At 60.7% G+C, this 12,664-nt stretch carries 11 protein-coding genes; 9 read left to right on the plus strand and 2 right to left on the minus strand.

The genetic code is table 11. The annotated features are described in order from the left end of the window. Positions 1–91: 91 nt before the first annotated feature. Positions 92–1,000 (minus strand): LysR substrate-binding domain-containing protein, encoded by a 909-nt coding sequence (locus IMW75_RS02245; protein WP_045057796.1) that lies wholly within the window; start codon positions 998–1,000, stop codon positions 92–94. A 180-nt stretch (positions 1,001–1,180) separates the two neighbouring features. Between IMW75_RS02245 and aspA the strand changes: the two genes are divergently transcribed. From aspA to IMW75_RS02275, 6 genes are all read left to right on the plus strand, one after another. Next, the gene (aspA, locus tag IMW75_RS02250) at positions 1,181–2,605 is read left to right on the plus strand and encodes an aspartate ammonia-lyase (RefSeq protein WP_045057795.1); all 1,425 of its coding nucleotides are present in this window, start codon (positions 1,181–1,183) and stop codon (positions 2,603–2,605) included. Between the two features lie 412 nt (positions 2,606–3,017). Further along, positions 3,018–4,469, plus strand: a complete 1,452-nt coding sequence (locus IMW75_RS02255) for an alanine/glycine:cation symporter family protein (protein WP_045057794.1) — start codon at positions 3,018–3,020, stop codon at positions 4,467–4,469. A gap of 165 nt (positions 4,470–4,634) precedes the next feature. Further along, the gene (locus tag IMW75_RS02260) at positions 4,635–5,639 is read left to right on the plus strand and encodes an asparaginase (RefSeq protein WP_205891751.1); all 1,005 of its coding nucleotides are present in this window, start codon (positions 4,635–4,637) and stop codon (positions 5,637–5,639) included. A gap of 154 nt (positions 5,640–5,793) precedes the next feature. Beyond that, complete coding sequence (locus IMW75_RS02265; protein WP_045057792.1) at positions 5,794–6,786, plus strand: AraC family transcriptional regulator; 993 nt, start codon at positions 5,794–5,796, stop codon at positions 6,784–6,786. Positions 6,787–6,920: 134 nt separating this feature from the next. After that, positions 6,921–7,952: a histone deacetylase family protein gene (locus IMW75_RS02270; RefSeq protein WP_045057791.1), complete on the plus strand. Its 1,032-nt coding sequence runs from the start codon at positions 6,921–6,923 to the stop codon at positions 7,950–7,952. Positions 7,953–7,965: 13 nt separating this feature from the next. Next, complete coding sequence (locus IMW75_RS02275) at positions 7,966–9,066, plus strand: polyamine ABC transporter substrate-binding protein (protein ID WP_045057790.1); 1,101 nt, start codon at positions 7,966–7,968, stop codon at positions 9,064–9,066. Between the two features lie 110 nt (positions 9,067–9,176). Here the strand turns inward: IMW75_RS02275 and pdxR are convergent, their stop codons facing one another. Then, positions 9,177–10,727 carry a MocR-like pyridoxine biosynthesis transcription factor PdxR gene (gene pdxR, locus IMW75_RS02280; protein WP_205891752.1) on the minus strand — a complete coding sequence of 517 codons (1,551 nt, stop codon included), beginning with the start codon at positions 10,725–10,727 and terminating at the stop codon, positions 9,177–9,179. A 90-nt stretch (positions 10,728–10,817) separates the two neighbouring features. On the opposite strand from pdxR, the gene IMW75_RS02285 reads away from it, so the two are divergent. From IMW75_RS02285 to IMW75_RS02295, 3 genes are read left to right on the plus strand one after another with little or no spacing between them, the layout of a single operon-like run. Continuing rightward, positions 10,818–11,441, plus strand: a complete 624-nt coding sequence (locus IMW75_RS02285; protein ID WP_205891753.1) for an FMN-binding negative transcriptional regulator — start codon at positions 10,818–10,820, stop codon at positions 11,439–11,441. 9 nt (positions 11,442–11,450) lie between these two features. Next, positions 11,451–11,897, plus strand: coding sequence for a GNAT family N-acetyltransferase (locus IMW75_RS02290; RefSeq protein WP_205891754.1), 447 nt, complete (start codon positions 11,451–11,453; stop codon positions 11,895–11,897). A 17-nt stretch (positions 11,898–11,914) separates the two neighbouring features. Further along, positions 11,915–12,586, plus strand: a complete 672-nt coding sequence (locus IMW75_RS02295) for a GNAT family N-acetyltransferase (RefSeq protein ID WP_205891755.1) — start codon at positions 11,915–11,917, stop codon at positions 12,584–12,586. Positions 12,587–12,664: the final 78 nt, after the last annotated feature.

Here is a 12,664-nt window from a genome sequence, read left to right on the forward strand (position 1 = left end):
TCAAAAGATCGCAGCCTTCGGCAGCTCCTGCGCCGATCTCTTCAGGAGCTGCTGAAGGCTGCGATCTTGGCGTCCGTAAACACAGCGCAGTTTATGAACCCTGCGCCGCACCGCCTTCCAGCTTGCGCCACAACAACCGCACGTTCGCCTTGCGAACCAGCGCACAGCGATACAGACGAATTTCCAGCGGCACATGCCATTGCGGGCCGCCGCATACCACCAGCTCCCCGCGCGCCAGCTCGGCACGCACACTCAGTTGCGGCACCCACGCTATCCCCAGGCCTTCGAGCGCCATGCTCTTGAGGCTGTCGGCCATCGCCGTCTCATAAATGGTGGTGAAGCGCAGTGCCCGCTGGCGCAGCAGCATATTGACCGAACGCCCCAGGAATGCACCGGCGCTGTAGGCCAGCAGCGGCACACTGCCTTCGCCTTCGAGATCGAACAGTGGCTTGCCATCGGCATCGGCGGCGCACACCGGGAGCATTTCGGTCTGGCCCAAGTGTAGAGACGGGAAAATCTCGGGGTCCATCTGCATCGCAGCGTCAGGGTCATAGAACGCGAGCATCAGATCGCAGCCGCCTTCGCGCAATGCATGCACCGCGTCACCCACGTTAGTGGCGACCAGTCGAGTGGCGATGTTCAGGCCTTCGTTGCGCAACTGCGCAATCCAGCGCGGAAAAAAGCCCAGGGCCAACGAGTGCGCCGCAGCGACTTGCATGACCTCACCCTGCCCGCCTTCCAGGTGATGCAGGTGGCGCAGCACTTCACCGAGTTGCTCGACCACCGTTCGCGCGGTGACCAGAAACAACTGTCCCGCCGCCGTCAGTTCAATCGGCGTGCGCGAGCGGTTGACCAGCTGCAGACCCAGCGCCGTTTCCAGGCTGCGGATGCGCCGGCTGAAGGCAGGCTGCGTCACGAAACGGCGTTCGGCGGCCTGGGAGAAACTTCGGGTAGCGGCCAGGGCACTGAAGTCCTCTAGCCATTTACTTTCCAGATTCATCAAGTCCTCCCGGACACGCACCAAATTAGGTCACACGCTCTTTACCAACACGACGTCACATTCCCATTATGCCGAATTTGCATAGGTCAGTGTTTAACAGCATTGGCCGAAAACTCTCTACAAGCCTAGCATTTGCAGTGTTCCGGCACAGCCCGGGTCCATATTGAGATGATTTCTATCATGTCCTCCGCTGCATCTTTCCGCACAGAAAAAGACCTGCTTGGCGTACTTGAAGTACCTGCTCAAGCGTATTACGGCATCCAGACCCTGCGAGCGGTGAATAATTTCCGTCTCTCCGGCGTTCCGATTTCGCATTACCCGAAGCTGGTCGTCGGCTTGGCAATGGTCAAACAGGCCGCCGCTGACGCCAACCGCGAGCTGGGTCACCTGAGCGAAGCCAAGCACGCTGCCATCAGCGAAGCCTGTGCACGATTGATCCGCGGTGATTTCCACGAAGAGTTCGTGGTGGACATGATTCAAGGCGGCGCTGGCACTTCGACCAACATGAATGCCAACGAAGTCATCGCCAACATCGCACTGGAGGCCATGGGTCACCAGAAAGGCGAATACCAATACCTGCACCCGAACAACGACGTGAACATGGCGCAGTCGACCAACGACGCCTACCCGACTGCGATCCGCCTGGGTCTGCTGCTGGGTCACGACGCACTGCTGGCCAGCCTCGACAGCCTGATCCAGGCGTTCGCCGCCAAGGGTGAAGAATTCAGCCACGTGTTGAAGATGGGGCGTACCCAGCTGCAAGACGCCGTGCCGATGACCCTCGGCCAGGAATTCCGCGCCTTCGCCACCACCCTGAGTGAAGACCTGGCACGCCTGAAGACACTGGCTCCCGAGTTGCTGACTGAAGTGAACCTGGGCGGCACAGCCATCGGTACCGGCATCAACGCCGACCCGCGCTACCAGCACCTGGCCGTTCAGCGCCTGGCGTTGATCAGCGGACAACCGCTGGTACCGGCTGCCGACCTGATCGAAGCCACCTCGGACATGGGCGCCTTCGTGCTGTTCTCCGGCATGCTCAAGCGTACAGCAGTCAAACTGTCGAAGATCTGCAACGACCTGCGACTGCTGTCCAGCGGCCCGCGCACCGGCATCAACGAAATCAACCTGCCGGCACGTCAGCCAGGCAGCTCGATCATGCCCGGCAAGGTCAACCCGGTAATCCCGGAAGCAGTGAACCAGGTGGCGTTCCAGATCATCGGCAACGACCTGGCCCTGACCATTGCGGCCGAAGGCGGCCAGCTGCAGCTGAACGTGATGGAGCCGCTGATCGCGTTCAAGATCTTCGACTCGATCCGCCTGCTGCAACGCGCCATGGACATGCTGCGCGAGCACTGCATCGTCGGCATCACCGCCAACGAAGAACGCTGCCGTGAACTGGTCGAGCACTCGATCGGCCTGGTCACCGCACTGAACCCGTACATCGGCTATGAAAACGCCACCCGCATCGCCCGTATTGCCCTGGAAAGCGGCCGTGGCGTGCTGGAGCTGGTACGTGAAGAAGGCTTGCTCGACGACGAAATGCTCGCCGACATCCTGCGCCCGGAAAACATGATTGCTCCGCGTCTGGTCCCGCTTAAAGCCTGAGCCGACACGTTGTTTGCAGTACCGCTCACCAGGTCGAGGGACTAGACACCTCTCACCTTTTGAGGGCTTGGGGACTTGCTCCCCAGGCCCTTTTTTTTACCGAAAAACCCGTGGGAGCGAGCCTGCTCGCGATGGCGGTGGCAAACCTGGATTAGATGGGCCTGATAAACCGCTTTCGCGAGCAGGCTCGCTCCCACACAAAAGCATGGGTATAGTGCCGCCCCTCTTCGCGTGAGCGGTCGTCGGTAACGAGGCCCAAACCCATGCGAAACCCGAACTAATAACAAACCCGCGATTTGGAACCGGGACGAAAACTTCGCCTCGCCTGTTTTGCCGTGCGCAAATCGGTGTAACGCGATGTTTCTGCCCCGCCCAGCATTTGCCTACACAAAAAAACAGCGAGGAATAATCCATGCTCGAAGTCATTAACGACTTCCTCTCAGGAAAAGTACTGATCGTGCTCATTGTCGGGCTCGGTAGCTACTTCACGATCCGCTCGCGTTTCGTACAACTGCGCCACTTCTTCCACATGTTCGCGGTGTTCCGTGACAGCCTCAAAAGCAGCGCCGGGCAATTGAGTTCGTTCCAGGCCCTGATGCTCAGCCTCGCCGGCCGCGTCGGTGCAGGCAACATCGCCGGGGTCGGCATCGCCGTGACCCTGGGTGGCCCGGGCGCTGTGTTCTGGATGTGGGTAACTGCACTGGTCGGCATGTCCAGCAGCTTCTTCGAATGTTCCCTCGGCCAGCTCTACAAGCGCTGCGATTCCGAAGGCCAGTACCGTGGCGGCCCGTCCTACTACATCCAGCACGGCCTGCAGAAACGCTGGCTGGGCATGATCATGGCATTCCTGCTGCTGATCACCTTCGGCTTCGCCTTCAACGGCTTGCAGTCCCACGCCGTGACCCACTCGCTGAACAACGCCTTCGGGCTCGACACCACTTACACCGGTATCGGTCTGGCAGTGCTGCTGGGCCTGGTGTTCATTGGTGGTATCAAGCGTATCGCCAAGGTCGCCGACCTGCTGGTTCCCGTAAAAACCCTGGTGTACATCGGCGTGACCATCTACGTGATCGTGCTGCAGTTCGATCAAGTGCCAGGCATGTTGATGACCATCGTCAAAAGCGCTTTCGGTCTCGACCAGGCGTTCGGCGGCCTGATCGGCAGCGCGATCATCATGGGCGTGAAGCGCGGCGTGTTCGCCAACGAAGCAGGCCTGGGCAGTGCGCCTAACGTGGCGGCGGTGGCTTCGGTCGAGCACCCGGTGGCACAAGGCGTGGTGCAGGCGTTCAGTGTGTTCCTGGATACTTTCGTGATCTGCACCTGTACCGCTCTGCTGATCCTGCTCTCGGGTTTCTATACCCCTGGTTTCGAAGGCGATGGCATTGCCCTGACCCAGAACTCGCTGGCAGCCGTAGTGGGCGAGTGGGGCCGGATGTTCATTTCCGTGGCGCTGGCCCTGTTTGTGTTCACTTCGATTCTCTACAACTACTACCTGGGCGAGAGCAACCTGCGCTTCCTGATCGGTGAAAATCGCAAGGCGCTGATGGGTTACCGCGCGTTGGTATTGGTGCTGATCTTCTGGGGCGCGATCGAAAACCTGGGCACGGTGTTCGCATTCGCCGACATCACCATGACCATGCTGGCCTTCGTCAACCTGATCGCGCTGTTCCTGCTGTTTAACGTCGGCATGCGCATCCTGCGTGACTACGACGACCAGCGCGCTGCCGGCATCAAGACGCCGGTGTTCGATTCGAGCAAGTTCCCGGACCTGGACCTCGACCTGAACGCCTGGCCAGCCAAGCCACCAGCCGCAGCCACCCAGGCTGAAGCTGAAGCGCAAGGCGTACCCGCAGCGCAACGCTGATCGGTGAATGACGGGCGCATCCCCTGCGCTCGTCAGTTAAAATGTAAAACCTGTGAGAGCAAGCCTGCTCGCGATAGCGCTACGACAGACACTGCAATGTCGGCTGCCAGTGCGCTATCGCGAGCAGGCTCACTCCCACACGTCATGTCTTGTGGAGATTTGCCCATGGTTCCCAGTTCCTACCCTGCCGCCCAGCACGTCATGGTGCTCTACACCGGCGGCACCATCGGCATGCAGGCCAGTGCCAACGGCCTGGCCCCGGCGTCCGGTTTCGAAGCACGAATGCGCGAATACCTGCACAGCCAGCCTGAGCTGGTGGTGCCCCAGTGGCGTTTTCGCGAGATGTCGCCGCTGATCGACAGCGCCAACATGAGCCCGACGTATTGGCAGCAACTGCGTGAAGCGGTGGTTGACGCCGTCGATGTCCAGGGCTGCGACAGCGTGTTGATCCTGCATGGCACCGACACGCTCGCCTACAGCGCGGCGGCCATGAGCTTTCAGTTGCTCGGCCTGCAGGCCCGGGTATGTTTCACCGGTTCGATGCTGCCGGCCGGCGTCGCTGACAGCGATGCCTGGGAAAATCTCGGCGGAGCATTGGTGGCGCTTGGGCATGGCGTGGCCCCAGGTGTGCATTTGTATTTCCATGGCGAACTGCTGGACCCGACTCGTTGCGCGAAAGTACGCGGTTTCGGTCGGCACCCGTTCAAGCGTCTGGAGCGTCAGGGTGGTGGTGCGAAAGCGTCTGCTGTGCCGATGCAGCTTGGCTACCAGCAACACAGGCAGCTGGCGAAAGTGGCAGTGATGCCGCTATTCCCAGGGATTGGCGCCGAGCAACTGGACGGCGTGCTCAACAGCGGCATTCAAGGCCTGGTGCTGGAGTGCTACGGCAGCGGCACCGGGCCGAGCGACAACCCCGAGTTTCTCGCCGCGCTGTCGCGGGCCCGGGATAAAGGTGTGGTGGTGGTCGCGGTAACCCAGTGCCATGAAGGTGGCGTAGAGCTGGACGTGTACGAAGCTGGCAGCCGATTGCGCGGCGTTGGCGTGCTTTCCGGCGGCGGCATGACCCGTGAAGCGGCGTTCGGCAAGTTGCATGCGTTACTGGGTGCCGGTCTGGACTCCGCTGAGGTACAGCGGCTGGTCGAGCTGGACCTGTGCGGCGAGCTCAGCTGACATACAAAACCTGTGGGAGCTTGCTCGCGATAGCGGACGTCAGTCACATCAATGTTGAATGTGCCGCCGCATCGCGGGCAAGCCCGCTCCCACAGGTTGATCATTGGGCACATAACTTGCTGCGTTCCAGCCATCCCCAGGCTGGAAGCCGCCCATGCTCCACTCCCACCTCACCACCCTCAACGCCGTTTCCCTCGTGCTTGACGCCTTCAAGGCCAAAGGCCTGTCCAGCGACGCCCTGCTCGCCGGCAGCGGTATCAGTGCGGCGGATCTGAACCGGGCGGACACGCGCATCACGACCAACCAGGAGATGCAGGTCTGCGCCAACGCGGTCGCGCTCAAGCGTGATATCGGCCTGGAACTGGGCCGGAGAATGCACGTTTCATCCTACGGCATGCTCGGTTATGCCCTGCTAACCAGTGCCACCTTCGGTGACGCTTTGCGCCTGGCGATGCGCTATCCGGCGCTGTTGGGAACACTTTTCGAGTTGAGCCTGGAAGAGGACGATGAGCGCATCTGGTTCGTCGCCGCCGATTACCGGGAGAACCCGGCACTGGCGGTGTTCAACGCCGAGTTCTGCCTGGTGTCTTTGAAAGTCATCTGCGACGACCTCCTCGGGCACCCCCTGCCGTTGCTGGCGGCGCGCCTGGAACACCCGGCGCCTGACTATCAGGCGATCTACGCCGAGCACTTCGACTGCGCCCTGCACTTCGACGCGCGGGACAACGCGTTCGCCTTCGACAAGCGCTGGCTGGACCACCCCCTGCCACTGGCCGACACCATCACCCATCAAGCCATGGCCGAGCGCTGCCGCAAGCAGAATCTCGAATTCACTGGACGGCAGGCATGGCTGGGGCGGATCCGGCAGTTGCTGCGCGCACAGCTCAATGCCGCACCGGGCCTCGAAGGCTTGGCGCAGCAGATGAATTGCTCCGCGCGCACGTTACGTCGCCATCTCAAGGAGTTGGGGTGCAGCTATCAGGAACTGCTCGACGAGTTGCGCTTCGAACAGGCCAAACACATGTTGTGCGAAGACCAGATGCCGATCTACCGGATTGCTGAAGCGCTGGGCTTCAGCGAGACCGCCAGTTTTCGACATGCATTCGTGCGCTGGAGTGGCGTAGCGCCAAGCCAGTTCCGCCCCTGAAAAATCGTTTAGGGGCGAATTTCGGTCACATTTTTTGGCCATATTGATCCCCTTTTGGCCTTTCCTGCCGTTCTCCGAATTGCCCTGCGCGAGCAAGACTGTGTTCAACCGAATCAGCCTGCGGAGAACAAGAAATGCTGACCATCTACTCTGACGACCATCACCTGCACCACGGCCGCTGCGAATTGATAGACGGGCAACTCAAGCCCTGCTTTGAAATGCCCTCGCGTGCAGACCACGTGCTGCAACGCGTGCAGAACCAGAACCTCGGCCCCGTGCATGCACCGAAAGATTTCGGCCTCGACCCCATCGCCCGTATCCACAGCCGCGACTACCTGGACTTCTTCAAGGGCGCCTGGACACGCTGGACTGAATTTAATACTGACGGCGACTTGCTGCCGTACACCTGGCCGGCGCGGACCTTGCGTGCAATCAAACCCACCAGTCTGCACGGCCAACTCGGCTACTACAGCTTCGACGGCGGCGCCCCGATTACCGCCGGCACCTGGCAGGCGGCCTACAGCGCAGCGCAAGTTGCACTCACCGCACAGGCCCAGATCCAGGCCGGCGCCCACAGTGCCTTTGCCCTTTGCCGCCCACCGGGACACCACGCGGCCAGCGACTTGATGGGTGGGTACTGCTACCTCAACAACGCCGCCATTGCCGCTCAAGCCTTCCTCGACCAAGGCCATGGGAAAGTCGCAATCCTCGACGTCGACTACCACCACGGCAACGGCACCCAATCGATTTTCTACGAGCGCAACGACGTACTGTTCACCTCGATCCACGGCCATCCGGAAGCCGAGTTTCCGTTCTTTCTCGGCTACGATGATGAGCTGGGTGAAGGCGCAGGCGAAGGCTTCAACTTCAACTACCCATTGCCCGCTGGCAGCGGCTGGGATGCCTGGAGCGCGGCGCTGGAACAAGCCTGCAAAGAAATCGAAACATACGGTGCCGACATCGTTGTGGTGTCCTTGGGTGTCGATACATTCAAGGACGACCCGATCTCTCAATTCAAGCTCGACAGCCCGGATTACCTGGCGATGGGCGAGCGCATCGCCAAGCTGGGGGTGCCGACCCTGTTCGTGATGGAAGGCGGCTATGCCGTGGAGGAAATCGGCATCAATGCGGTGAACGTTCTTGAAGGTTTCGAACGCGCTCAATGAGGAAACAATAACAATGAACAGACTCAAGCGTCTTATCGCGCCAGTGTTGTGCGCCACGGTGCTCGGCGGCGCAGCTCAGGCTGAAGAGCGAACCTTGCGCGTCTACAACTGGTTCGACTACATCACCCCCAAGGCCCTGGAAGACTTCAAGGCACAAAACACCCAGACCAAACTGGTCTACGACATCTTCGACACCAATGAAGCGCTCGAAGCCAAGTTGCTGACCGGTAACTCCGGCTACGATGTGGTGGTGCCGTCCAACGTGTTCCTCGCCAAACAGATCGAGGCAGGCGTGTTCCAGCCGCTGGACCGCAGCAAACTGCCGAATTGGAGTCACCTTGATCCCAAGTTGATGAAGCTGATCGAAGCCAACGACCCGGGCAACAAATTTGCGGTGCCCTACATGTACGGCACAATCCTGATCGGTTTCAACCCGGACAAGGTCAAGGCCGCCCTGGGCGACAAGGCGCCTGTCGACAGTTGGGACCTGATCTTCAAGGAAGAAAACATCAGCAAGCTCAAGCAGTGCGGAGTCGCCCTGCTGGATTCGCCATCGGAGATCCTGCCACTGGCCCTGCAATACCTCGGCCTGGACCCAAACAGCAAGCAGCCTGCGGACTACGCCAAGGCTGAAGCTCTGCTGATGAAAATCCGGCCCTATGTCACCTACTTCCACTCCTCCAAGTACATGGCCGACATCGCCAACGGTGACATCTGCGTTGCCGTCGGTTACTCGGGCAGCTTCTCCCAGGCCGCCAACCGCGCCAAGGAAGCCAACAATGGTGTGAGCGTCGACATGCGCCTGCCCAGGGAAGGCGCACCGATCTGGTTCGATATGCTGGCTATTCCAAAGGGTGCGAAGAACACCGAAGACGCTTACACCTTCATCAATTATCTGCTGCAACCGCAGGTGATTGCGCCGGTCAGCGACTTCGTCGGTTACCCCAACCCGAACAAGGACGCTACCGAACTGGTTGACCCGGCGATTCGCAATAACCCCAACCTGTACCCGACCGACTCGGCGATGAGCACGCTCTATACCCTGCAACCTCTGCCGCGCGATGCCGAACGGGCACGCACCCGTGCCTGGACCAAAATCAAGTCAGGCACTTGAGTAATCATTGAGCTGAGCCTGTCGATGGACTGTTACGCACACTCAATGAGCCGGCACTGCGCACGCCCTATCTGGACCTGAAACCGCTGGCAAATATCGCCTCGTAGCGGCTACCGGCGCCAAACCTTTTCCAGGCGGCCCAGTGCAGCGCGGATGGCTTGCTCTGGAACCGCCGCGAAACCCAGGACCAGTCCGGCCCGCTGGCCCAGGGGGGTTGAAGAGTCCGGCAACCAATAGCTGCTCAGCGGATTGATCTCCACATCGACGCTGGCGGCCTGCTCGACCAGCTCCTGCTCTCGGCGCGGCGAGTCGACCGCCACCGTCAGATGCAGCCCGGCGGCCACGCCGGGCAGGCTGCCGATGCCGGCAATCGCCTGCGGCCAACCAGCCAGGAGGGTATTACGTCGGCTAAGAGCGGCGCGGCGCATGCGGCGGATGTGCCGCTGGAAATGCCCGGCGGCCATGAACTCGGCCATGACCGCCTGGGTGCTGACCTCGGAATGTCGCACGTCCACCGCCCGACGCTGGGAAAACGCCTGCACCAGTGCTGGCGGCAACACCAGGTATCCCAGGCGCAGCGCCGGAAAGGCGACTTTGCCAAAAGTGCCGACGTACAAGACCCGGCCGTGGCGATCGAGTGCCGCCAGCGGTGCCAGGGGGGCGCCGCTGTAACGGTATTCTCCGTCATAGTCATCCTCGACGATCCAGCCTCCGTTGCGTTCAGCCCAGGCCAGCAACTCCAGTCGCCGCGCCAGGCTCATCACCACCCCTGTGGGGTATTGATGAGAAGGCGTTACGTAGGCGAGGCGGCAATCGTCAAGGCTGGCCAGCTGGTTGCAATCAATACCCTCATTGTCCACCGCCACCCCATGCAACCGCGCACCGGCCACCGCGAACGCATGCCCCGCCGCCCGGTACCCCGGATTTTCCAGCGCCACCCCGTCCCCCGGCTCCACCAGCAGCTGTGCACAAAGGCTAATTCCCTGTTGCGCACCACTGGTGATCACTATTTGCTCAGCGGTGCACTGCATTCCCCGGGAACTACGCAAATACGCGGCAATCAACCCTCGCAATCGCGCATCGCCGGCCGGATCGCCGTAGCACAACTGCTGCAAGTCCGGTTTACGCCAGAAAGCCGCGTTCAGCTTGGCCCATATCTCAAAAGGGAACAGGTCGAACGCCGGCACACCCACCCGAAATGCCCGAGGCGGCCCGCTGGGTGGTGTCGCTAAATGGTTCTTTTCGACCCGTTCCAGAGCACCATTGTGGATAACTTTACTGGATGAAATTACAGGTAATTCCAGCCAATTTGTGGATAAGGCTGTGGACAAGCCTGTTGAAAACCCTGTGGATACTTTTGTGGATAGTTTTTTGTCGAGCGAGTCCGCCTGGGGCAATTGCGCGACATAAGTCCCGTCTCCCACTCGCCCCTCGATAAACCCTTCGGCATACAGTTGATCGTACGCCCGCACCACGCTATTGCGGGAAATTGCCAGCGCTGACGCCAGATCGCGTGTTGCAGGCAATCGGGTGCCACTGGCCAGCCGTCCATCCAGCACGCGCAGTCGTAAAGCCTGGTAAAGCTGTCGACTCAGACCCTGGCGTCGATCGAGTTCGATACCAGCCGGATTGAACGACAGGGAAAGCAGCGACTGGCTCATGGTAATGGACCTATGAAATTGGTCGTTAATGGCTCTTACAACAGACCAATAGCCTGCCTAGGATGCAGGCATTCGCCAAGGAATTTTTCCATGTACAACCCAAGCAGCTTTGCCATCCACGATTTGGACGAACTGCAGCAGCAGATACTCGCCACCCGTCTCGCCCTGGTCGTCACCCATGGCGAACAAGGCTTGCAAGCCAGTCACCTGCCCCTGTTGCTGCGCGGCGACGAAGGTCCCAATGGCACGCTCTACGGTCATTTCGCCAGGGCCAATCCACAGTGGAAGGAACTGCACAATGGTGCTGAAGCGATGGTGATATTTGCCGGTGCCGATGCCTATGTCAGCCCCGGGTTTTACCCCAGCAAAGCCGAGCACGGCAAAGTCGTGCCCACCTGGAACTACATCGCCGTGCACGCGTACGGCACTGCCGAGGTGTTCAGCGATGCCGGGCGTCTGCTGGAGCTGGTCAGCGGCTTGACCGATCGTCATGAAGCGGCCCGCGCGCAGCCGTGGAAAGTGAGCGACGCTCCGGCCGACTACATTGACGGGATGCTCAAGGCCATCGTCGGCTTTGCCCTGCCAATCCAGCGCCTGGAAGGTAAACGCAAACTCGGCCAGAACCGCAGCCCCGCCGATTATGCCGGCGTGCGCGAGGTGCTCGGCGCCAGCCCCGATGCGCATGATCAGGCTCTCGCTCACTTGATGCGTTAAGGAACCAACATGAGTCAGCTCGACATCCGCCAGGTCACCGCCGGCGATCACGCCGCCTGGCTACCCTTGTGGCAAACCTATCTGGATTTTTACAACACCCAGCTGCCTGAAACGGTCACCCGAAGCACCTGGGAGCGCATCCTCGATCCAGGCGAGCCGACCCACGCCGCGCTGGCCTGGGCGGATGGTCGAGCGGTAGGCATGGTGCATTTCATCTACCATCGATCAAACTGGAGCATCGAGAATTCCTGCTACCTGCAGGACCTGCTGGTGGCACCACACACCCGCGGCACGGGCGTCGGCCGCCAGTTGATCGAATTCGTCTACGCCACCGCCAAAAACGATGGCTGCTGCAAGGTCCACTGGTTGACTCACGAGACCAACGCCACCGCGATCCAGCTCTACGAGCGTATCGCCGAGCGGCCGGGTCTCATCCAGTTTCGTAAAGCCCTTTAAGGTTCAAGGAGAACAGCATGTCGACTTCACTCGCGGACTGGAAAGGCGTCCCGGCCCCCTCGGTTCAAACCATCGAAGGTCGGTTTATCCGCCTTGAGAAACTCGATGCGGCCCGTCACGCCGATGGCTTGTTCAAAGCCCTGCAAGGTCCAGGTGCCGATCCCAAGCTGTGGGATTACCTGCCTTATGGTCCGTTTCCAGAGCGCGGGGTGTTCGACGATTGGTTGAACAATCATTCGGCCCACAGCGACCCCTATTTTTTCAGCGTGATCGACCGCGCCAGCGGTGAGGTGCAGGGCATCCTCAGCCTGATGTCGATCGTTGCGGCCCAGGGCCGCATCGAGATCGGCCACGTAACCTTCGGCGCACCCATGCAACGCTCACCGAAAAGCACCGAGGCCGTGTATCTGCTGGCCAGGGAATCGTTTGCCTTGGGTTACCGCCGCCTGGAGTGGAAGTGCAACAACGGCAACGCTCGCTCCAAGTACGCGGCCGAGCGGCTGGGATTCAGCTTTGAAGGGGTGTTCCGCCAGCACATGGTGGTCAAGGGCCAGAACCGCGACACCGCCTGGTATTCGATCCTGGACTCGGAGTGGCCGGCCATCGGCGCGGGCTTCGAACAGTGGTTGTCGGATGAAAACCAGACGACGTCGGGTCAGTTGAAGACGCTGGCGGAGTGCCGGGCTTAGGGACTGATCGGCTTACCGGCGGTGGCGCGTGAGCCATCGCAATCGCCGGCAAGCCGGCTCCTACGGATTGGCGGCGCG

It is taken from the genome of Pseudomonas gregormendelii, assembly GCF_017114825.1.
GTDB classification, from domain to species: Bacteria; Pseudomonadota; Gammaproteobacteria; order Pseudomonadales; family Pseudomonadaceae; genus Aquipseudomonas; species Aquipseudomonas gregormendelii.

Bases quoted from the DNA above. Each gene is read 5' to 3' on its own strand.
- IMW75_RS02245 (WP_045057796.1), bottom strand. From the start codon at position 1,000: ATGAATCTGGAAAGTAAATGGCTAGAGGACTTCAGTGCCCTGGCCGCT.
- aspA (WP_045057795.1), top strand. From the start codon at position 1,181: ATGTCCTCCGCTGCATCTTTCCGCACAGAAAAAGACCTGCTTGGCGTA.
- IMW75_RS02255 (WP_045057794.1), top strand. From the start codon at position 3,018: ATGCTCGAAGTCATTAACGACTTCCTCTCAGGAAAAGTACTGATCGTG.
- IMW75_RS02260 (WP_205891751.1), top strand. From the start codon at position 4,635: ATGGTTCCCAGTTCCTACCCTGCCGCCCAGCACGTCATGGTGCTCTAC.
- IMW75_RS02265 (WP_045057792.1), top strand. From the start codon at position 5,794: ATGCTCCACTCCCACCTCACCACCCTCAACGCCGTTTCCCTCGTGCTT.
- IMW75_RS02270 (WP_045057791.1), top strand. From the start codon at position 6,921: ATGCTGACCATCTACTCTGACGACCATCACCTGCACCACGGCCGCTGC.
- IMW75_RS02275 (WP_045057790.1), top strand. From the start codon at position 7,966: ATGAACAGACTCAAGCGTCTTATCGCGCCAGTGTTGTGCGCCACGGTG.
- pdxR (WP_205891752.1), bottom strand. From the start codon at position 10,727: ATGAGCCAGTCGCTGCTTTCCCTGTCGTTCAATCCGGCTGGTATCGAA.
- IMW75_RS02285 (WP_205891753.1), top strand. From the start codon at position 10,818: ATGTACAACCCAAGCAGCTTTGCCATCCACGATTTGGACGAACTGCAG.
- IMW75_RS02290 (WP_205891754.1), top strand. From the start codon at position 11,451: ATGAGTCAGCTCGACATCCGCCAGGTCACCGCCGGCGATCACGCCGCC.
- IMW75_RS02295 (WP_205891755.1), top strand. From the start codon at position 11,915: ATGTCGACTTCACTCGCGGACTGGAAAGGCGTCCCGGCCCCCTCGGTT.